The organism is Brevibacterium yomogidense (genome assembly GCF_900163715.1).
Classification (GTDB): domain Bacteria; phylum Actinomycetota; class Actinomycetes; order Actinomycetales; family Brevibacteriaceae; genus Brevibacterium; species Brevibacterium yomogidense_A.
The window spans coordinates 178,488-197,955 of sequence record NZ_FWFF01000014.1 but is presented as its reverse complement, the minus strand read 5'-3'; the positions used below and the strand labels follow the sequence as shown (position 1 = coordinate 197,955).

At 68.4% G+C, this 19,468-nt stretch carries 20 protein-coding genes; 9 read left to right on the top strand and 11 right to left on the bottom strand.

The window, feature by feature from the left end:
- Positions 1 to 33: 33 nt before the first annotated feature.
- Genes FM105_RS08845 through FM105_RS08835 form a run of 3 tightly spaced genes read left to right on the top strand, consistent with a single transcriptional unit; the run spans position 34 to position 1,668 of the window.
- A complete protein-coding gene (locus FM105_RS08845; RefSeq protein WP_087007388.1) occupies positions 34 to 507 on the top strand; it encodes a DUF3099 domain-containing protein in 474 nt (157 codons plus the stop codon).
- Complete coding sequence (locus FM105_RS08840; protein WP_087007386.1) at positions 497 to 718, top strand: hypothetical protein; 222 nt, start codon at positions 497 to 499, stop codon at positions 716 to 718. Before FM105_RS08845 ends, FM105_RS08840 begins: the two co-directional genes overlap by 11 nt.
- On the top strand, positions 715 to 1,668 hold the full coding sequence (locus tag FM105_RS08835) for an SURF1 family cytochrome oxidase biogenesis protein (protein WP_087007384.1): 954 nt from the start codon (positions 715 to 717) through the stop codon (positions 1,666 to 1,668). Before FM105_RS08840 ends, FM105_RS08835 begins: the two co-directional genes overlap by 4 nt.
- Before the next feature lie 21 nt (positions 1,669 to 1,689).
- Here FM105_RS08835 and FM105_RS08830 read toward each other — a convergent pair whose 3' ends face one another.
- The 10 genes from FM105_RS08830 to FM105_RS08785 form a co-directional block, all read right to left on the bottom strand.
- Complete coding sequence (locus tag FM105_RS08830; RefSeq protein ID WP_087007437.1) at positions 1,690 to 3,288, bottom strand: ABC-F family ATP-binding cassette domain-containing protein; 1,599 nt, start codon at positions 3,286 to 3,288, stop codon at positions 1,690 to 1,692.
- Positions 3,285 to 3,953, bottom strand: coding sequence for a ribonuclease H family protein (locus FM105_RS08825; protein ID WP_087007383.1), 669 nt, complete (start codon positions 3,951 to 3,953; stop codon positions 3,285 to 3,287). Before FM105_RS08825 ends, FM105_RS08830 begins: the two co-directional genes overlap by 4 nt.
- 155 nt (positions 3,954 to 4,108) lie before the next feature.
- Entirely contained in the window at positions 4,109 to 4,444 is a 336-nt protein-coding gene (locus tag FM105_RS08820; protein WP_087007381.1) for a metal-sulfur cluster assembly factor, read from the bottom strand.
- Between the two features lie 6 nt (positions 4,445 to 4,450).
- Positions 4,451 to 4,921: a Fe-S cluster assembly sulfur transfer protein SufU gene (gene sufU, locus FM105_RS08815; RefSeq protein WP_087007379.1), complete on the bottom strand. Its 471-nt coding sequence runs from the start codon at positions 4,919 to 4,921 to the stop codon at positions 4,451 to 4,453.
- A complete protein-coding gene (locus FM105_RS08810; RefSeq protein WP_087007377.1) occupies positions 4,918 to 6,198 on the bottom strand; it encodes a cysteine desulfurase in 1,281 nt (426 codons plus the stop codon). Before FM105_RS08810 ends, sufU begins: the two co-directional genes overlap by 4 nt.
- A 14-nt stretch (positions 6,199 to 6,212) precedes the next feature.
- Entirely contained in the window at positions 6,213 to 6,968 is a 756-nt protein-coding gene (gene sufC, locus FM105_RS08805) for a Fe-S cluster assembly ATPase SufC (RefSeq protein WP_087007375.1), read from the bottom strand.
- 37 nt (positions 6,969 to 7,005) lie between these two features.
- Positions 7,006 to 7,320, bottom strand: coding sequence for a non-heme iron oxygenase ferredoxin subunit (locus tag FM105_RS08800; protein ID WP_087007373.1), 315 nt, complete (start codon positions 7,318 to 7,320; stop codon positions 7,006 to 7,008).
- The gene (gene sufD / locus FM105_RS08795; RefSeq protein ID WP_087007371.1) at positions 7,317 to 8,468 is read right to left on the bottom strand and encodes a Fe-S cluster assembly protein SufD; all 1,152 of its coding nucleotides are present in this window, start codon (positions 8,466 to 8,468) and stop codon (positions 7,317 to 7,319) included. The genes FM105_RS08800 and sufD overlap by 4 nt, the downstream gene beginning before the upstream one ends.
- A 57-nt stretch (positions 8,469 to 8,525) precedes the next feature.
- Positions 8,526 to 9,962: a Fe-S cluster assembly protein SufB gene (gene sufB, locus FM105_RS08790; protein WP_087007369.1), complete on the bottom strand. Its 1,437-nt coding sequence runs from the start codon at positions 9,960 to 9,962 to the stop codon at positions 8,526 to 8,528.
- Positions 9,959 to 10,708: a helix-turn-helix transcriptional regulator gene (locus FM105_RS08785; protein ID WP_087007367.1), complete on the bottom strand. Its 750-nt coding sequence runs from the start codon at positions 10,706 to 10,708 to the stop codon at positions 9,959 to 9,961. Before FM105_RS08785 ends, sufB begins: the two co-directional genes overlap by 4 nt.
- 164 nt (positions 10,709 to 10,872) lie before the next feature.
- Between FM105_RS08785 and FM105_RS08780 the strand changes: the two genes are divergently transcribed.
- The 4 genes from FM105_RS08780 (at position 10,873) to sfnG (ending at position 14,979) form a co-directional block, all read left to right on the top strand.
- Entirely contained in the window at positions 10,873 to 11,799 is a 927-nt protein-coding gene (locus FM105_RS08780; protein WP_087007365.1) for an ABC transporter ATP-binding protein, read from the top strand.
- Positions 11,796 to 12,542 (top strand): ABC transporter permease, encoded by a 747-nt coding sequence (locus FM105_RS08775; protein ID WP_179207128.1) that lies wholly within the window; start codon positions 11,796 to 11,798, stop codon positions 12,540 to 12,542. Before FM105_RS08780 ends, FM105_RS08775 begins: the two co-directional genes overlap by 4 nt.
- 138 nt (positions 12,543 to 12,680) lie before the next feature.
- Positions 12,681 to 13,631, top strand: a complete 951-nt coding sequence (locus FM105_RS08770; protein ID WP_087007363.1) for a COX15/CtaA family protein — start codon at positions 12,681 to 12,683, stop codon at positions 13,629 to 13,631.
- A gap of 169 nt (positions 13,632 to 13,800) precedes the next feature.
- The gene (gene sfnG / locus FM105_RS08765) at positions 13,801 to 14,979 is read left to right on the top strand and encodes a dimethylsulfone monooxygenase SfnG (protein ID WP_087007361.1); all 1,179 of its coding nucleotides are present in this window, start codon (positions 13,801 to 13,803) and stop codon (positions 14,977 to 14,979) included.
- Between the two features lie 81 nt (positions 14,980 to 15,060).
- Here sfnG and FM105_RS08760 read toward each other — a convergent pair whose 3' ends face one another.
- Complete coding sequence (locus tag FM105_RS08760; protein WP_179207127.1) at positions 15,061 to 16,053, bottom strand: heme o synthase; 993 nt, start codon at positions 16,051 to 16,053, stop codon at positions 15,061 to 15,063.
- A gap of 169 nt (positions 16,054 to 16,222) precedes the next feature.
- On the opposite strand from FM105_RS08760, the gene tkt reads away from it, so the two are divergent.
- The gene (gene tkt, locus FM105_RS08755) at positions 16,223 to 18,313 is read left to right on the top strand and encodes a transketolase (protein ID WP_087007359.1); all 2,091 of its coding nucleotides are present in this window, start codon (positions 16,223 to 16,225) and stop codon (positions 18,311 to 18,313) included.
- Positions 18,310 to 19,467: a transaldolase gene (gene tal / locus FM105_RS08750; RefSeq protein ID WP_373404771.1), complete on the top strand. Its 1,158-nt coding sequence runs from the start codon at positions 18,310 to 18,312 to the stop codon at positions 19,465 to 19,467. The genes tkt and tal overlap by 4 nt, the downstream gene beginning before the upstream one ends.
- Position 19,468: the final 1 nt, after the last annotated feature.

Here is a 19,468-nt window from a genome sequence, read left to right as displayed (position 1 = left end):
ACCACACTATCGGAGATAGAATGAGCAGTGGCTATGGCGGAGAACAGACCCCCGACCTCTGTCTCGGATGCACAGGAATCCGCTGACAAGGACTACGAACAGCGCGTGAGGCGCTACACGATCTCGATGATCATCCGAGTCGTGTGCCTTCTGCTCGCCTTCGTCGTCACCGGTCCGCTCCGGTGGGTCATGCTGGGCGGCGCCGTCGTGCTGCCGTATATGGCGGTCGTCATCGCGAACTCCCGCAACGAGCGGCTGGTGCACTACGACATGTCGGGCGTCGACGGACCACCGCGGCCCGTCCTCCCGCCCGAACCGACCCGCTCCGATCGCTCTGGCGCTTCCGACGCACGGGAGGTGCCGGACGCACGGGAAGAATCGGACGCACGGGAGGCACCCGACGCACGGGAGGCACCGGATGCTTCGTCGGAGCCGCTGATCGTCGGCGAGGTCCTGGCTGATACGTACGACCGCACGACACCCGAGGAGGACGAGGATGGCCGTTGAGGCACCCGCGCTCATCTGTTCCGCGAAGGGCTGCGGCGACGCGGCCGTCCATGCTCTGCTGTGGAACAACCCGTCGCTCCACACTCCGGACCGGCGCAAGGTCTGGCTCGCGTGCGACGAGCACCGCGAGCACCTCGAGGAATTCCTCTCGCTGCGCGGCTTCCACCGTGAGACCGTCGACGCCCATGCGATCCCCGAGGGTGCTGGATGAAGCTCCTCTTCTCCCGCCGATGGCTGCAGTACTTCGCCTTCGCCATCGTCGCCGCGCTGGTCTGCGGACTCCTCGCGTCGTGGCAGAACGACCGCCGCGCGAATCGGGACGCGGAGATCGAGCGCATCGAGGCGCACTACGGCGCCCCGGCAGTGCCCCTCGACGAGGTCCTGCCGAGCACCGATGCGCCGTTCTCGGAGGACGAGGAGTGGACGCACGTCCAGGCGACGGGCACCTATCGCACTGACGAATCGGTGGTCGCCCGCAACCGCCCGAAGGCCGGCAGCGCGGGCTACTGGATCCTCGTGCCCTTCGATGTGCAGGGCGGCGGCACGCTGCTCGTGGCCCGCGGCTGGGAGTCCGGCTCCGGTGCCGATGCATCCGCCGCCGAGGCCCCCGCCCCTCCCCCGGGAGAGGTCACCATCTCCGCGTGGCTGCGTCCCGCGCAGGAAGGCGACTCGTCGGAGAACACCGGTGAGTCCGTCGTGGCAGTCGATCCGCCGCTCATCGTGGGAGAGGAGGCCTATGCGAATGCGTACGGGTACCTCGACTCCGAGGAACCGCCCCCGGCCGAACCCCTCGAGGCCCTGCCGGAGCCGAACACGGACCCGGGCTCGCACCTGAGCTACACGTTCCAGTGGATCACCTTCGGCATCATGATCCTGGTCGGAGTCGCCTACGCCGCGAAGCGGGAGCGCGCGGCCATCCGCCGCGGTGAGCGCGACGACGAGCTCGCGGAGGATTCCGTCGTGGACGGCGTCGAGTACGTCGTGGTGGACAAGGAGGCGCTGAAGGCAGGGGGCGTCAAGCGCCCCGGGCGCAGTCAGGCTGCCGCCCGGAAGGCTGCGCTGGCCGCCAACCTCGGGATGGAACCGCGGAAGATCCCGCGCTCGCGCAGACGCGAGCAGGAGGACGAGGACGCGGCACTCGACTCCCAGCTGGGCGTCTGAGACCCAGCCGGGCACGCTCAGTCAGGTCAGCGTCACGAGGTCCAGGTAGGACTCCGACCAGTGGTCCTCATCGCCGTCCGGCAGCAGCAGCACCCGATCGGGGTCGAGCGCCTGGACCGCGCCCTCATCGTGGGTCACGAGGACGATGGCGCCCTCGTACCGGCGGATCGCAGACAGGATCTCCTCGCGTGATGCGGGATCGAGGTTGTTGGTCGGCTCATCCAGCAGCAGCACGTTCGCGCTGGAGACGACGAGTGTGGCCAGGGCCAGTCGGGTCTTCTCACCGCCGGACAGCACGCTCGCCGGCTTGTGGACGTCGTCTCCGCTGAAGAGGAACGAGCCCAGCACGGTGCGCACTCCGGTGTCGTCGAGGTGCGGCGATTCCGCGCGCATGTTCTCCAGGACGGACTTCGACATGTCGAGCGTCTCGTGCTCCTGCGCGTAGTAGCCCAGCTTGAGGCCGTGACCGGGTACGACCTCGCCCGAATCCGGATCCTCGACACCGGCCAGCAGGCGCAGCAGCGTCGTCTTGCCGGCTCCGTTGAAGCCCAGGACGACGACGCGCGTCCCACGATCGATCGCCAGGTCGACGCCCGTGAACACCTCTGTCGATCCGTAGGACTGCGAGAGGCCCTCCGCCGTCAGGGGCACACGACCGCAGGCGGCGGGTGCGGGGAAGCGCAGGTGCGCGACCTTGTCCGCGGCACGCTCCGCCTCGAGCCCGGACAGCATCTTGTCCGCGCGCTTCGCCATGTTCTGCGCCGCGACCGTCTTGGTCGCCTTCGCCCGCATCTTGTCCGCCTGGGCGTGCAGGGCAGACGCCTTCTTCTCCGCGTTCGCCCGCTCCCGGCGACGTCGCCGCTCGTCCGCCTCCCTCTGCTTGAGGTACTGGCGGTAGGACATCGAGTAGATGTCGATCACCTGGCGGTTCGCGTCGAGGAAGAAGACCTTGTTCACGACCTCGTCGATCAGATCGAGGTCGTGGGAGATGATGACGAGTCCGCCGGAGTACGTCTTGAGGTAGTCGCGCAGCCACATCACGGATTCCGCGTCGAGGTGGTTCGTGGGCTCATCGAGGATCATCGTGTCCGGCGCGGCGAACAGGATCCGTGCGAGTTCGACACGGCGGCGCTGACCGCCGGACAGCGTGTCGAGCGTCTGATTCAGCAGGGGCTCGTCGAGTCCCAGGTTGGCCGCGATCGAGAACGCCTCCGACTCCGCGGCGTACCCGCCTGCGGCGACGAACTCCGCCTCGATGCGCGGATACTTGTCGATGGCCTTCTCCATCACCTTCGGATCCGGTGAGGACATCTGCTCCTCGGCCCGACGCATGCGTCGCGCCAGCACATCGAGCTCACGGGCTCCGAGGATCCGCTCCCTGCCGGTCGACTTCGGATCGCCGGCGCGCGGATCCTGCGGGAGGTAGCCCATGGAACCGGAGCGGGACACGGTGCCCTCCGTCGGCTGCATCTCCTCCATGAGCACCTTGGTGAGTGTGGTCTTCCCCGCGCCGTTGCGGCCGACGAGACCCACACGGTCTCCCCTGTCCACGCGGAACGACACACCCGTCATGAGTGTGCGCGAGCCGACGACGACGCTCAAGTCTCCTGCAGAGATCATGCGCGGGCCTCCCATCCGGTGCGGATCAGATCCGCGAGCAGTTCCTGCGGGCTGCGGCCGGCGGACCGTGCACGTGACACGATCGCCTCCGCGAGGTCGACCTCGAGCGGGCACGACACGACGACCGTGGAGGTCTCGGTGGCAGCCGCCTCGGGGGTGGTGAGGGTGGGCTCGGCTGTGGCGCCGTTCGGCGTCCCCATCCCGGGGCCGCTGGGAGCCGGCCTGCCGGCGCGCATGGCCTCTGCCGCTGCGCGGGCGCGCTCATCGGCGGCCTCGTTGAGCGAGTGTCCCGAGTGGCCCTTCACCCATTCGAAGCGCACGCTGAGATCCGCCGCGTCCCGGGCCGTCATGAGTGCGTCGAGTCGCTCCATCTGGTCACGATTCAGGACGTCTTCCTTGTTGGCCTTCTTCCAGCCCTGCAGCTTCCACTTCGGCATCCACTTCGTGATCGAGTTGATGACGTACTTCGAGTCGCAGAGGATGTGCAGATCGTCGACGTCGGCTGCGGCTTCCAGGAGTTCGATGACGGCCTGCAGCTCACCGCGGTTGTTCGTCCCCGAGGGCCAGCCGCCTGCCGCCCAGCGCTCCTCGTCGATGTACCAGGCCCAGCCTGCGGGGCCGGGGTTGCCGAGTGCCGATCCATCGGCGGCGGCGGTGAGGGTCACAGATTCTCCGTTTCGGGGTGGGACGTGTTTCGGGGCCACATCATGCTACCGGGAACGACGCAGGGGCCCCGCATCCGTCAGCACGTGTCAGTGCCGACGGCGCGGAAGCCCCTGCGCTCCGAAGCCCGGTGGACCGGTGGTTCAGATGGTGACGCTCAGATGTTGAAGCCGAGCGCGCGCATCTGCTCGCGGCCGTCCTCGGTGATCTTCTCCGGGCCCCACGGCGGCATCCAGACCCAGTTGAGCCGGAACGCCGGGACGATCCCGTCGAGCACCTGGGCGACCTGGTCCTCGAGCACGTCCGTGAGGGGGCAGGCTGCGGATGTGAGCGTCATCTCGACGATCGCGATGCCCTCCTCGTCGACGTTGACGCCGTACAGCAGTCCGAGGTCGACGACGTTGACGCCCAGTTCGGGGTCCATCACGTCATAGAGCGCTTCGGTCACCTCTTCGGGCGACGCGGTGCTGGGTGAATCGATGACTTCAGGCATGGGTGATCACTCCTTCGTAGTCTCAGCTTGCGCGATCGCGTCCTCGAACGCCACCCACGCGAGCAGAGCGCATTTGATGCGACCGGGGAACTTCGACACGCCCTGGAACGCGGCTGCGTCTCCCAGCAGGTCCTCGTCCGGCTCGCCCTTCCCGCGTGAGTGCATGAGTTCGCGGAATGCGGGTGCCGCCGTGCGGAAGCCGTCGGCGCCCTGCTCCTGGAGCAGTTCGCCGGCGACGGACGCGGACGCCATGGAGATGGAGCAGCCGGAGCCGTCCCACACCAGAGGGTGCTCCGTGCCGGTGACGGGACCGTACTCGACGGTGATCTCGTCACCACACGTGGGGTTGACCTGATGCGACGAGCCGAAGCCCGCGGGCCGTTCGTCCGCGGACGGTGCGCGCAGGGTGCCCTCGCCCACGCGCTGCTTCGCGTGGTCGAGGATGACCTGCTGGTAGAGCTGTGTGAGATCCGTCATGGTGTGCCTCCATCCAGGCCGAAGAACGGTCGGACGCCGCGGAGTGCCGCGACGAACTGGTCGACGTCGTCCTGGTCGGTGTAGACGGCGGCGCTGGCGCGCGTCGAGGCGGTGATGCCGTAGCGGCGGTGGAGCGGTTGGGCGCAGTGGTGGCCCACGCGTGCGGCGACGCCCTGGGCGTCGAGGAACTGTCCGACGTCATGGGCGTGGACGCCGTCCACGTCGAACGCGACGGCGCCGATCCTCACGGCCGGATCGCGCGGTCCGAGGATCCGGACCCCGGGCACGGATGCGACTCCGTCGAGCAGGGCCGCACCGATCGCCCGTTCATGCGCCGCGATGACGTCCATCCCGATCTCGCTCATGTACTCCACAGCCGCTGCGAGGCCCACGATCTGGGCGACCGGCTGCGTGCCCGCTTCGAACCGCTGCGGTGCGGGCAGGAACCCCGACTCCTCCATCGTCACCGTCGTGATCATGGAACCGCCGGTGAGCACCGGCGGCAGAGCGTCGAGCAGCTCCTTGCGTCCGTAGAGCACGCCGACCCCGGTGGGGCCGAGCATCTTGTGCCCGGAGAACGCCGCGAAGTCAACGCCGAGGCCGTGGAGGTCGAGCGGGAGATGCGCCGCGGACTGGCACGCGTCCAGCACCGTGAACGCACCGACCTCGCGGGCCCGCTCCACGAGCCGGGGGACGTCGTTGACGGTCCCCAGGACGTTGGACACGTGCGTGAACGCGACCACGCGGGTGGATGCGTCGACGACCTCCGACAGATCAGTGAGGTCGAGATGGCCATCGTCCGTCAGCCCGAGCCAGCGGAGCTCGGCCCCCGTGCGCAGCGCGAGCTGCTGCCATGGGACGAGGTTCGCGTGGTGCTCCATCTGCGTCACGACGATCGAGTCGCCGGGACCCAGACGGAACCGCTCCGCGTCGGATCCGCCGAGGCCTGCGGAGGCGTTCGCGAAGCCGTAGGAGATCACATTGAGCGACTCCGTGGCGTTCTTCGTCCAGACGATCTCCTCCTCCGCCGCGCCGACGAACCCGGCCATGGCGGACCGGCCGGCCTCGAAGGCGTCCGTCGCCTCCACCGCGAGGGTGTGCGCCCCGCGGTGGACGGCGGCGTTCGACCGGGTGAGGAAGTCCTGCTCCGCGTCGATGACGCACGTCGGCTTCTGCGCGGTCGCACCCGAATCCAGGTACGCGAGCCGCTTGCCGTTGACCGTGCGCTCCAGCAGCGGGAAATCGCCCCGCACGCGGGTGGTCTCGAGATGATCCATCGACGCGTATCCGCTCAGGCCTCGACGAGGAAGCGGTCGTAGCCCTCGGCCTCGAGGCGATCGGCGAGCTCCGGGCCGCCGGACTCCGCGACGCGGCCGTTCACGAGCACGTGGACGCGGTCGGGGCGGACGTACTGCAGGATGCGCGTGTAGTGCGTGATGAGCAGGACGCCCAGGTCGCTGTTCTCCCGCGCGACGTTGACGCCCTCGGAGACGATGCGCAGGGCATCGACGTCGAGTCCGGAGTCCGTCTCGTCCAGCACCGCGAACTTCGGCTTCAGCATCTGCATCTGCAGGATCTCGTGGCGCTTCTTCTCACCGCCGGAGAAGCCCTCGTTCACGCTGCGTGAGGCGAACTCCGGGTCCATGCGCAGGTTCTTCATGGATGCGGACAGCTCCTTGGTCCACGTGCGGAGCTTGGGGGCCTCGCCGTCGACCGCGGTCTTCGCGGTGCGCAGGAAGTTCGTCACGGTCACGCCGGGGACCTCGACGGGGTACTGCATCGCGAGGAACAGGCCCGCCTTCGCACGCTCGTCGACGGACATCGCGAGGACGTCCTCGCCGTCGAGCGTGACGGTGCCGGACGTCACCTCATAGCGGGGGTGGCCCGCGAGTGCGTACGCGAGCGTCGACTTGCCGGAGCCGTTGGGGCCCATGATCGCGTGCGTCTCAGTGCTGTTGATGTCCAGCGTGAGGCCCTTGAGGATCTCCTTCGGCCCGGTCTCCGTCTCGACGGAGACGTGCAGATCCTTGATGGAGAGAGTGGTCATGACTACCTCGTATTCGTGTCTGAGTGGAAGTGTGTTGTCAGCCGGAGACGTCGACGAAGATCTGTCCGTCGCGCTCTTCGCACGCGTAGACCTCGACGGGTTCGAACGCCGGCGGTGTCGTGGGTTCCCCGCTGCGCAGATCGAACGCGGAGCCGTGCAGCCAGCACTCGACCGTGCAGCCGATGACGTCGCCCTCTGCGAGGGAGACCTCACCGTGCGTGCACACGTCGTCGATCGCGTGGACGTCTCCGTCCTCGGTGCGCGCGATGCAGACCTCCCGGTCCTCGACGATGATGCGCACGGCGGAGCCGGCGGCCAGGTCTGCTGCGGGGAGTACGGGGACGAGGCTCACTGGACGCTCCGCGCGAGCTCTTCTTCGATCTTGTCGGTGAGCGCGGATTCGATCTCCGGGATGCCGATCTTCTGGATCACCTCGTTGAAGAAGCCGCGGACGACGAGTCGACGGGCCTCCTCTTCGGGGATGCCGCGGCTCATGAGGTAGAAGAGGTGCTGCTCGTCGAACCGGCCGGTCGACGACGCGTGACCCGCACCTTCGATATCGCCGGTCTCGATCTCGAGGTTCGGCACCGAATCGGCGCGGGCACCGTCCGTGAGGATGAGGTTGCGGTTGAGCTCGTACGTGTCGATGCCCTCTGCCTCAGGACGGATGAGCACGTCGCCCACCCAGACGCTGCGAGCGTCCTTCCCCTGCAGCGCGCCCTTGTACATGACGTTCGAGGTCGCCTTCGGGGTGTTGTGGTCGATGAAGGTGCGGTGCTCGAGGTGCTGGCCCGCGTCCGCGAAGTAGAGCCCGAGCAGCTCCGCTTCGCCGCCGGGGCCCCGGTAGCGCACGTTCGAGCCCAGGCGGACGATGTCGCCGCCCAGCGTCACGGAGATGTGGCGGTAGTGCGCGTCCTTGCCGACGAGCGCGTCGTGCTGCCCGAGGTGCGCGGATCCGTCGTCCCACATCTGCAGGGACGCCAGCGTGAGTGACGCTCCGTCCTCGACGATGACGGAGAAGAACTCCGAGTACCGGGCGCGGCCCTCGTGCTCGAAGACGACCGTCGCCCTGGCATTGGCGCCGATCGTGAGCAGCACGTGCCCATGGACGGTGTCGTCGCCCGTGCCGTTCGCGCGGATGATGACGGGCTCGTCGATCTCCGCATTCGCGGGGATCGAGTAGTGGGTCACTCCCCCGGCCCGCGCCGCCGCGATGACGGCAGGGCGGTCCTCGGGCTCGAGGATGCCGAGGGCGCGTGCCGCCTCGAGATCGATCGTCTCGACGGTCACCTGCTCGGGCAGGTCAGTGGTGATGGAGAGCGCCGCGTCGGTCCCGGCGTCCTCGAAGAAGTCGGCCAGGCGCTTCACCGGGGTGAAGCGCCACTCCTCCTCCCGGCCGGTGACCGGGGGGAAGTCCGCGAGGTCGAAGCTGCGGATGCGGTCCTGGCGGCCGTTGAGGAGTGCGGGCACGCCGGAGCGCGTATCCAGTGTCTGTGTCATGTTTCTTAGGTCTCCTGGTGGTTCCGAGTGTGCTGAGCAGGGTCTGTGGGGACCCGATCAGCCCAGGGAACCCTCCATCTGCAGTTCGATCAGCTTGTTGAGTTCGAGTGCGTACTCCATGGGGAGCTCACGCGCGATCGGCTCGATGAACCCGCGCACGATCATCGCCATCGCCTCGGTCTCCTCCATCCCGCGGGACATGAGGTAGAAGAGCTGGTCCTCACTCACCTTCGACACCGTCGCCTCGTGGCCGAGGGTCACGTCGTCCTCGCGGATGTCGATGTACGGGTAGGTGTCCGACCGCGAGTTGTCATCGACGAGCAGCGCATCGCACAGCACGTTGTTCGAGGACCCGTGCGCACCGGGGTGGATGTGGACGAGGCCTCGGTAGCCCGAACGGCCTCCGGCGCGTGCCACGGACTTCGCGACGATCGACGACTGCGTGTGCGGCGCGGCGTGCACCATCTTGGAACCGGTGTCCTGGTGCTGTCCCGCACCGGCGAACGCGACCGACAGCGTCTCGCCGCGCGCGTACTCGCCCGTCAGCCAGATCGCCGGGTACTTCATGGTGACCTTCGAGCCGATGTTGCCGTCGACCCATTCCATGGTCGCGCCCTGCTCTGCGATCGCACGCTTCGTCACGAGGTTGTACACGTTGTTCGACCAGTTCTGGATCGTCGTGTACCGGACGCGGGCGTCCTTCTTCGCGATGATCTCGACGACTGCGGAGTGCAGCGAGTCCGACTTGTAGATGGGTGCCGTGCAGCCCTCGACGTAGTGGACGTAGGAGCCCTCGTCCGCGATGATCAGCGTCCGCTCGAACTGGCCCATGTTCTCCGTGTTGATGCGGAAGTAGGCCTGGAGCGGGATCTCGACATGGACGCCCTTGGGGACGTAGACGAACGAGCCGCCCGACCACACGGCGGTGTTGAGAGCGGAGAACTTGTTGTCGCCGGAGGGGATGACCGTCCCGAAGTACTCCTGGAAGATCTCCGGGTGCTCCTTGAGAGCGGTGTCCGTGTCCATGAAGATGACGCCCTGGCGCTCGAGCTCCTCATTGATCCGGTGGTAGACGACCTCGGACTCATACTGCGCGGCGACACCTGCGACGAGGCGCTGCTTCTCCGCCTCCGGGATGCCGAGGCGGTCGTACGTCGTCTTGATGTCCTCGGGGAGGTCTTCCCAGGACTGCACCTGGCCCTCCGTCGAGCGCACGAAGTACTTGATGTCGTCGAAGTTGATGCCGGAGAGGTCCGCGCCCCAGGACGGCATGGGCTTCTTCTCGAAGAGCTTGAGCGCCTTGAGACGGCGCTGGAGCATCCAGTCCGGCTCTTCCTTGATCGCGGAGATGTTCCGGACGACGTCTTCGCTGAGGCCGCGCTCCGCGGTCTCGCCGGCCTCGTCCTTGTCGTGCCAGCCGTACTGGTAGGCACCGATGTCCTTGAGCTCGGGATTGAGCTCCAGGATCCTGTTGGTCTCGGCGGTGTCGGTCACCGTGAACCTCCTTGTCTGGGGTCCGTGCCGGGCTCGCCGATGAGGGGGCGAGCCAGTGCGGACGTGGGGATGTGTGTGGTGCAGACGTGTGCGCCGCCGGCAAGGGTCGACAGGCGGCGCACGTCGACGCCAACGTACTCGGACAGCACCCCGAGCTCTGCTTCGCAGAACTCGGGGAAGCGCTCGGCCACATTGCGGATGGGGCAGTGACCCTGGCAGAGCTGCATCGCCTCCATCGGCGTTCCGGCTGCGACCGGTGTCGCTGATGCGGCGAAGCCCTCGCGGTCGAGCGCCCGGGCGAGCCGACGCGAGCGCTCCGCGACGGTCCCCTCCCCCTGCGCGCCGTGCCGGTAGTCGGGCAGGCGATCGCGCAGGCGGTCCCGCAGGCGATCCGTATGCTGCCGGACGAAGCCCTCGACGAGCTCCGGGCCGGCGGCATCCTTGACGTACTCGAGCACGTCGACTGCGAGTTCGTCGTAGGTGTGGGAGATCTGCGCGTGACCCGCAGATGTGACGGTGTAGTGCCGCGCGGGGCGACCCCGTCCGGCACGCTGTCCGGCGAGGGCTCGGACCTCGATGAGGCCATCGTCCGTGAGCGCGTCGAGGTGGCGGCGGATGGCGGCGGCAGTCAGTCCCATCATCTTCGCCAGCGACGACGCAGAGATCGGCCCGTGGTCCAGGACGGAGCTCAGCACGCGCTGGCGGGTCCTGCCGTCTTCGGTCGGCACTGCTTCTGCTGCTGTCACGGAACCTCCCCACCAGTTAGTGCACTCGTTTGTGCAACAAGTCTCTGACCTAATTGTACTGATGTAAACGCCGGGAGCCACCGACCTTGTTCCGGACACCCTGTCGTGTATGTCACGTATGGGTCTCCGGGGCGCTGCCTCGCACACAGTACAGTGAGGTTCTTATGAGCACCCTCCCCCTGTGCGTCGAGCGCATCGCCCTGTCGTACGGTCGGTCGACCGCAGTCGAGGACGTCTCACTCACCGCCCACGAGGGGCAGGTCCACGCGCTGCTGGGCCCCAACGGCGCAGGGAAATCGTCGACGATCGCGTGCGCGGTGGGGCTCCGCACCCCGCAGTCCGGCAGCGTGAGCCTCTTCGGGCTCGACCCCGGCCGCGACCATGCGCGGACAGCCGAACTCACGGGCGTCATGCTCCAGGACGGCGGCCTGCCGATGTCCGCGCGGCCCGTGGCCGTGCTCCGGCACCTCGCCAGGCTCTACCGCGAGCCTGCAGACGTCGACGAGCTCGTCGACCGTCTGGGCATCGATGCGTTCGCAGACAGATCGATCAGACGGCTCTCCGGCGGACAGCGCCAGCGCGTCGGGCTCGCCGCCGCCCTCATCGGTCGGCCCCGCCTCGTCTTCCTCGACGAGCCGACCGCAGGACTCGATCCGCAGGCGCGCATCGCCGTGGACCAGGTCGTGCAGGACCTGCGCGCGGCCGGCGCTGCGATCGTCCTGACGACCCACGACATGGCAGATGCGGAGCGACTCGCAGACATCGTGACGGTCATCGATCACGGCCGCGTCATCGCTCACGGCACAGTGTCCGGGCTGACGGGGACTGAAGCCGGCGATGTCCCCGGCAGGACCGCGCGGATCGTCGTGGACGATGATCCCCCGGAATCTGCGCTCATCGCACTCGCGGCGGAGGGGACGGTCCACGTCGACGGGAACGTCATCACCCTGGACGCGCGCCCCGCGGCGGCGGATCTCCACAGGATCACGGGCGTGCTGGCAGACCACTCGCTTGACGTGCGCTCACTCGACTTCCGCGGCAAATCGCTCGGCGATGTGTTCCTCGAACTGACGGGGAGGAGCCTGAGGTGACGACATCCGTTTCACTGCGCCGCGTCATCGCGCAGACGCGCTTCGAGACCCTCGCGGTGCTCCGCAACGGCGAGCAGCTGCTGCTCGCCGTCATCCTGCCCCTCATCATCCTGGTCGGCCTGGGCCGCACCGAGGTGCTGTCGTCGCTGACGGATCTGCCGCCTGGCATCTCGGAAGTGCAGTACGGGGCCGCCGGGGTGCTGGGCGTCGCAGTCGCCTCGATCGCCTTCGCCGGACAGGGGATCCAGACCGCGTTCGACCGACGGTACGGCGTGCTCCGACAGCTCGCGACGACTCCGCTCGGTGCCGCGGGTGTCATCTGGGGCAAGCTCGGCGCGGTGATCTGCGTGCTCGTCGTCCAGGCGACGCTGCTGCTCGCCGCCGCCGGCCTACTGGGGCTGTCGTTCAGCACGCTGAGCTGGCCGGGCATGATCCTCTCGCTCCTGGCCGGGGCCGCGGCACTCGTCTCCTGGGGCGTCCTCATGGCCGGCACCCTGCGGCCGGAGGCGACGCTCGCCGTCGCGAACCTCCTCTGGGTCCTCATGGCCTCCGTCGGAGGCCTGCTGTTCCACCGGGAGGGGATGTGGGGACGCGTGATGGAGCTCCTTCCGCCGGGAGCGCTCGGCACGGCCCTGCGCGCCTCCGTCGTCGACGGCGCGATCGCGTGGCCGTCACTGGGCATCCTGGTGGCGTGGGCACTGCTCGGCACCCTTGCGGCACGGCGCTGGTTCTCGTTCGACTGAGGCTGCCGATCCCAGCTGAGACTCCCAACCCCAATTGAGACTCCCAGTCCCACCCGACGCTCCGGTCGCGCACCCGCTGTCGGCGCCCACTAGAATGCTGACCGCCCGTCAACACGACCCGAGTGAGGACATACGCCTGTGACGTCGCGAATCGACCGCATCCTGGCCTGGATGATGCTCAGCGCCCAATCGCTCATCATCCTCACCGGAGCCCTGGTGCGACTCACCGGTTCCGGTCTGGGCTGCCCCACCTGGCCCCGGTGCACGGCTGAGTCGATCACCCCGCACGGCGAGCTCACGATGCACTCCGCGATCGAGTTCGGCAACCGACTCCTGGGAGTGAGCCTGGGGGTGCTCGGGGTCGTCACCATCCTGATCCTGCTCCGCAGGTTCCGCACCCGGCCCGACCTCGTGTGGTTCGCCGTGGGGCTCACCGCCATCGTGCCCGTCCAGGCCGTGATCGGCGGGGTCACCGTCCTCACCGGTCTCAACCCCTGGGTCGTGGCGGGCCACTTCGTGCCCTCTGCCGTCGCCGTCGTCGTATCGGTCCTGTTCGTCCGACGCACCTACGACTCGGGTGGACCCTCGCGTCCCGTGGGATCGCGCCTGGCCCGCAGTCTCGCATGGACGGCCTTCGCCCTCACCTGGATCGTCGTCCTCCTGGGTGTGCTCGTCACCGGAGCGGGACCGCACGCAGGCGACGAGCTGAGCGCCCGCAACGGCCTCGACACCCTCCTCATGTCCCGCCTGCACGCCGCCCCGGTCTGGGCTCTCGTGGCGGTGACTATCGCGATGGTCGTCATCACTCAGCGGGCCGTGCGACGGGGGCTCCCCCACGCGCGCCGCCTGCGCCGACCGGCCATCGCCTTCACACTCGTCGTCCTCGCCCAGGGCCTCCTCGGGTACGTGCAGTTCTTCACCGGCGTGCCCGAGGTGCTGGTCGCACTGCACATCATCGGTGTCTGCACCGTCCTGGCAGCGGTCGGCTGGCTGGTCGACGCGCATTACCAGCGACCGCCCCAGGGTGCAGGACCCGCTGCGCCGATCGATGGCGGCGATATCCGGGAGCCCGCACCTTCTGACGCATGACCCGCGCCTTCTGACGCATGATCAGAGGCGCGCATATGACCCCGTGTGACCCAGTGTGACGTCGAAAGCCTTGAATATGACGAACACGCACTGCGGCACATCCCCTTCCATCGATGCTTGACGCGCGAGTCCTCGGCTCGCGCCCCATGCACCGACCGAAGGGAACACCATGGCAGCATCGATCTCCCCCGTCGCAGATCTGGCCTCACCGCTGAAGTTCGCGTACTGGGTGCCGAACGTGTCCGGCGGCCTCGTCATCTCCACCGTCGAGCAGCGAACGGACTGGGGCATCGACTACAACCGCACGCTCGCACGGACAGCGGAGCGACTGGGCTTCGAGTACGCGCTGACGCAGACGCGCTACCAGGCGAGCTACGGCGCGTCGGAGCAGCATGAGGCCACGAGCTTCTCACTCGCACTCCTGCTCGCGACGGAGAGGCTCAAGGTGATCTCCGCGGTCCACCCGGGCATGTGGCATCCCGGGGTGCTCGCGAAGTTCATCAACACCGCTGACCAGCTGTCAGGCGGACGCGCAGCCGTCAACGTGGTGTCCGGCTGGCTGAAGGACGAGTTCACAGGGTTCGGCCTCCCCTGGCTCGAACACGATGAGCGCTACGTCCGCACGGACGAGTTCATCCGAGCGCTGCGAGGCATCTGGACGCAGGAGGACTACTCCCAGCACGGTCGCTACTACTCGATCGACGGAGTGAGTCTCAAACCCGGACCAGTCGACGTGCCGGGGCGCGCACACCCGGACGTCTTCTTCGGCGGCAACTCATCGGCGGCACAGGCGACCGCCGGTCGCGTGGCGGACTGGTACTTCTCGAACGGTCGCACGCTCGAGGACTACGCCGATAACGTCGCAGGCGTGATCGCGGCTTCCCAGTCCGGTGAGCGGAGCGCCCCGGTCGCACCGCGGTTCGGCATCAACGGGTTCGTGATCGCTCGCGACACGCACGACGAGGCGGTCGAGCAGCTGCGAGACATCGTCGGCAACGCTCACCGCCCCGCGGTGGAGGGCTTCCAGCGGTCCGTCCAGCACGCGGGGGCGTCGACCGGGGACAAGAAGGGAATGTGGGCGGATTCGTCCTTCGAAGACCTCGTGCAGTACAACGACGGTTTCAAGACCGGTCTGATCGGCACGTTCGACGAGATCGCCGACAGGATCATCGAATACAAGAAGCAGGGAGTGAATCTGCTCCTGACGGCGTACCTCCACTTCCAGGAGGAGCTCACGACGTTCGGCGAGGAGATCATCCCCCGCGTCCGTGAGCGCGAAGCGCGGCTCGCCCGCGAGAACGGTGTCGAGCTCCGCTCCGACGACGCCGCGGAGGCCACAGCCGCCTGAGCTGCCCGCCACAGAGAAACGTCCCCGCGGGGACGCAGAGTCCGAGATCTCGGACTTCGCGTCCCCGCGGGGACGTTCTCATCAGGCCCAGGGGTTGAGGAACGGGTCGATCGCCACTGCGAGGAAGAGCACGGACAGGTAGGTGATCGATCCGTGGAAGACGCGCATCGCACGCAGTCGTGTACCGGACAGCCCGGCCTTCGCGCGCTTGATGAAGGCGATGCACTCCCAGAGGAACCACGCCCCAGCCGCGACGGAGGCGATGATGTACACCGGGCCCATCGGCGCGACGGCGATGAGCGCGAACGACGCTGCCAGCATCGCGACCGTGTACCAGATCATCTGCTTGGCGACGTTCGTCGGCGGGACCTTGTTCGGCAGCATCGGCACATCCGCCGCTTCGTAGTCCGCCTTGTACTTGATGGCCAGCGGCCAGTAGTGCGGCGGCGTCCAGAAGAAGACGACCAGGAACAGCAGCAGCGGCTCCCAGCTGAGCGAGCCGGTGACGGCGGACCAGCCGATGAGCACGGGCATGCAGCCCGCGGCTCCACCCCAGACGATGTTCTGGGTCGTGCGACGCTTGAGGACGAGCGTGTAGAACACGGCGTACAGGAGGATCGCGATGGCAGTGAGGCCGGCTGCGACCCAGTTCGTGAAGCCGCCCAGCCAGAAGATCGAGCCGAAGCCCAGCGCGAAGGCGAAGATGGTCGCGGCGCGCGGTGTGATCTCACCGGTCACGAGCGGACGGTTCTCCGTGCGTCGCATCTTCGCGTCGATGTCGCGGTCTGCGATGCAGTTGAAGACAGAGGCCGAGGCCGCTGCCGCCGCTCCGCCGATCAGCGTCGCGACGACGAGCCAGAGGTTCGGCAGGCCGCGCTCCGCGAGGAACATGACGGGTGCGGTCGTGACGAGGAGCAGTTCGATGACGCGCGGCTTGGTGAGCGCGACGTAGGCGCGGATGGTGTCACCCAGCGACCCTGTGCCGCGCGCTCCTGCGCGCCGTTCGTCGATCGTCCGCTGCAGAGGCTTCTCTTCTGCGGAGTGGTTGTGCGCGGGGCGCTGAGGGAGAGACACGGTGTCGGCTGCGCCTTCCTGGTGGTGGGGTCGTCTGATTGATTCTATCCCTCGTAGAAGAGTTCTGCACATGCACTGCACAACCGGCGCGTCCCGGTAGAGTGAGGCCCGTCAGTGCCCTCCCGACGTGGGCGGGCAAGCAGCCTTCCTGAAGGAACGAATCGCGCGCATGACCAGCACGAGCAGCCTCACGTGGTCCTCTCTCGACAGCCGGGCCGTCGACACCGCACGACTCCTCGCCGTGGACGCGGTGGAGAAGGTCGGGAACGGGCATCCCGGGACGGCCATGAGCCTCGCCCCCGCCGCGTACTACCTCTACCAGCAGGGCCTGGTCCACGATCCGGCCGATCCGGCCTGGGTCGGCCGCGACCGCTTCGTGCTGTCCGCGGGGCACTCGAGCCTCACCCAGTACATCCAGCTCTTCCTGTCGGGCACCGGACTGGAGCTCGATGACCTGAAGGCTCTCCGCACGTGGGGCTCACTCACCCCGGGCCACCCCGAGGTCGGCCACACCGCAGGAGTCGAGATCACCACCGGTCCCCTGGGGTCCGGCCTGGCCTCGGCGGTCGGGATGGCCATGGCGCAGCGCCGTGAGCGCGGTCTGTTCGATCCTGAGGCACCTGCCGGCGAATCCGTCTTCGACCACCGCGTCGTGGTCATCGCCGGTGACGGCGACCTGCAGGAGGGAGTCTCCGGCGAGGCGTCGTCACTGGCCGGCACCCAGCAGCTGGGGAACCTCGTCGTGCTGTGGGACGACAACCGGATCTCGATCGAGGACGACACCTCCATCGCCTTCACCGAGGACCCCGAGGCCCGGTACGCGGCATACGGCTGGCACGTGCAGCATGTGGACTTCACGCACGGCGGTGCGGAGTACCGCGAGGACGTCGATGCCCTCCACGACGCGTTCGAGGCCGCGAAGTCCGATCCGCGTCCCTCCTTCATCCGCCTGTCCACGATCATCGGCTGGCCTGCACCGAACGTGCAGAACACCGGGGCAGCGCACGGCGCCGCACTCGGAGCGGACGAAGTGGCGGCGACGAAGGAGCTGCTCGGGTTCGACCCGGAGAGCAGCTTCATCGTCGAGGATGAGGTGCTCGCGCACACACGCGCGGTGGGCGACCGCGGAGCCGCCGCGCACGCCGACTGGACCACCCGGTTCGAGGCCTGGCGCGCGGCTCACCCCGAGCGCGCCCAGTTGTTCGACCGTCTGCAGTCCGGCGACCTCCCGGACGGACTGGCAGACGCGCTGCCCGCCTTCGAGGCCGGTGCCTCGATCGCGACCCGCGCGGCCTCCGGCACCGTCCTGAACGCGATCGCGCCTCTCATGCCGGAGCTGTGGGGCGGTTCGGCCGACCTCGCGGGATCGAACAACACCCTCGTGAAGGGCGAGCCGTCGTTCCTGCCCGTTGAGCGCTCCTCGACGATGTTCCCGGGCAACCCCTACGGCCGGAACCTCCACTTCGGAGTCCGCGAGTTCGCTGCGGGGCTCGTCTGCAACGGCATCGCGCTGCACGGTCCGACCCGTCCCTACAACGGCACGTTCCTGGTCTTCAGCGACTACCAGCGACCCGCTGTGCGCCTCGCGGCGCTGCAGCAGCTGCCCAACATCTTCGTGTGGACGCACGACTCCATCGGCGTCGGCGAGGACGGTCCCACCCACCAGCCGGTCGAGCACGTGAGCGCACTCCGTGCGATCCCCGGACTGGACGTGGTCCGGCCCGCCGACGCGACGGAGACGGCCGTCTGCTGGCTGCGCGTCCTCGAGCGCGCCGACGGCCCCTCCGGCCTGGTCCTCACGCGCCAGGGCCTGCCGGTCCTCGACCGGACCGCAGTCGCGGATGCCGACGGTGCGCGCCGCGGTGCGTACGTGCTCGCGGACAGTGAGGGCGAGCCGGACGTCATCCTCATGGCCTCGGGCTCCGAGGTGCAGCTGGCACTCGCAGCACGCGAGGCACTCGCAGCGGAGGGCACCCGCGCCCGCGTCGTGTCCGTCCCCTGCATGGAGTGGTTCGAGCAGGAGACGCCGGAGTACCGGGAAGAGGTCCTGCCGTCATCGGTGCGCGCACGCGTGAGCGTCGAGGCGGGCATCGCCCAGAGCTGGCACCGCTGGCTCGGCACGCACGGGCGTGCCGTCTCGCTCGAGCACTACGGCGCGTCCGCCGCCGGAGCGCTCCTCTTCGAGAAGTTCGGGTTCACCGCCGAGGCCGTCGCCGGCGCCGCCCGCGACACACTGGCCGCCGTCTCCGGGAAGGCATGATGCAGCAGAACGCACCGCTCGCAGAACTGAGCGCCGCCGGCGTCTCCGTGTGGCTCGACGACCTGTCGCGCACGCGCCTCGAATCGGGGTCGCTGGCCGAACTGGTCGAGACGCGCTCGATCGTCGGAGTCACGACGAACCCGACGATCTTCGCATCCGCGATCGCCTCCGACGCCGCGTACACGGAGCAGACGGACGAACTGGCACGGGCCGGGGTCTCCCCCGAGGAGGCGATCGACGCGCTGACCGTGGCCGACGTCCGTGCGGCCTGTGATCTGCTCGAGCCCGTCTGGCAGCGCACAGAGGGCGCCGACGGGCGCGTCTCCCTCGAGGTGTCCCCGTCCCTGGCCCACGACGGCGAGGGAACGATCGAGGCGGCCAGCCGTCTCGCCTCGGCCGTGGACCGTCCCAACGTCATGATCAAGATCCCCGCGACTGAAGAGGGCGTCTTCGCCATCCCTCGTGTCCTGGAGCGCGGGATCAGCGTCAACGTCACGCTGATCTTCAGCCTCGACCAGTACCGGAAGGTCGTCGAGGCCTACCTCTCCGGACTCGAGCGGGCCCGCGAGGCCGGAGTCGACCTCTCGACCCTGCACTCCGTCGCCTCCGTCTTCGTGTCCCGGATCGACGCGGAGGTCGATGCCCGTCTCGCTTCGATCGGCACGGAGCAGGCATCCGGCCTGCGGGGCGAGGCGGGACTGGCCAACTGCCGACTCACTCACCGCGTGCGCTCGCAGGTGTTCGACTCGGAGCGCTTCCGGGTCCTCGAGGCCGCAGGCGCCCGCGCACAGCGGCTGCTCTGGGCCTCGACGGGGACGAAGGATCCCTCCTACCCGGACACGATGTACGTGACCGGGCTCGTGACGCCGGACACCGTGAACACGATGCCGGAGAAGACCCTCGACGCGTTCGCCGACCACGGCACCGTCGGCGGTGACTCGATGCCCGGCACCTATGTCGCGGCCGACGCGCACTTCGACTCGCTCTCCGGGCTCGGCATCGATTACGCCGACGTGATGGACAAGCTGGAGCGCGAGGGCCTCGAGAAGTTCTCCGCGAGCTGGGACGAGCTGGTCGCCACAGTGGCCGGTCGGCTCGCGGGTGCGGACGGGACAGACGCGAGCGGCACAGCCTCGGGCCGCTCCGACGAGTGAA

Excerpts from the sequence above, each read along its gene's own strand:
- FM105_RS08840 (WP_087007386.1), top strand. The coding sequence starts at position 497 with ATGGCCGTTGAGGCACCCGCGCTCATCTGTTCCGCGAAGGGCTGCGGC.
- FM105_RS08835 (WP_087007384.1), top strand. The coding sequence starts at position 715 with ATGAAGCTCCTCTTCTCCCGCCGATGGCTGCAGTACTTCGCCTTCGCC.
- FM105_RS08845 (WP_087007388.1), top strand. The coding sequence starts at position 34 with ATGGCGGAGAACAGACCCCCGACCTCTGTCTCGGATGCACAGGAATCC.
- FM105_RS08810 (WP_087007377.1), bottom strand. The coding sequence starts at position 6,198 with ATGGATCATCTCGAGACCACCCGCGTGCGGGGCGATTTCCCGCTGCTG.
- tkt (WP_087007359.1), top strand. The coding sequence starts at position 16,223 with ATGACCAGCACGAGCAGCCTCACGTGGTCCTCTCTCGACAGCCGGGCC.
- FM105_RS08820 (WP_087007381.1), bottom strand. The coding sequence starts at position 4,444 with ATGCCTGAAGTCATCGATTCACCCAGCACCGCGTCGCCCGAAGAGGTG.
- sufD (WP_087007371.1), bottom strand. The coding sequence starts at position 8,468 with ATGACACAGACACTGGATACGCGCTCCGGCGTGCCCGCACTCCTCAAC.
- sufU (WP_087007379.1), bottom strand. The coding sequence starts at position 4,921 with ATGACGGATCTCACACAGCTCTACCAGCAGGTCATCCTCGACCACGCG.
- sufC (WP_087007375.1), bottom strand. The coding sequence starts at position 6,968 with ATGACCACTCTCTCCATCAAGGATCTGCACGTCTCCGTCGAGACGGAG.
- tal (WP_373404771.1), top strand. The coding sequence starts at position 18,310 with ATGATGCAGCAGAACGCACCGCTCGCAGAACTGAGCGCCGCCGGCGTC.
- FM105_RS08830 (WP_087007437.1), bottom strand. The coding sequence starts at position 3,288 with ATGATCTCTGCAGGAGACTTGAGCGTCGTCGTCGGCTCGCGCACACTC.
- sfnG (WP_087007361.1), top strand. The coding sequence starts at position 13,801 with ATGGCAGCATCGATCTCCCCCGTCGCAGATCTGGCCTCACCGCTGAAG.
- FM105_RS08780 (WP_087007365.1), top strand. The coding sequence starts at position 10,873 with ATGAGCACCCTCCCCCTGTGCGTCGAGCGCATCGCCCTGTCGTACGGT.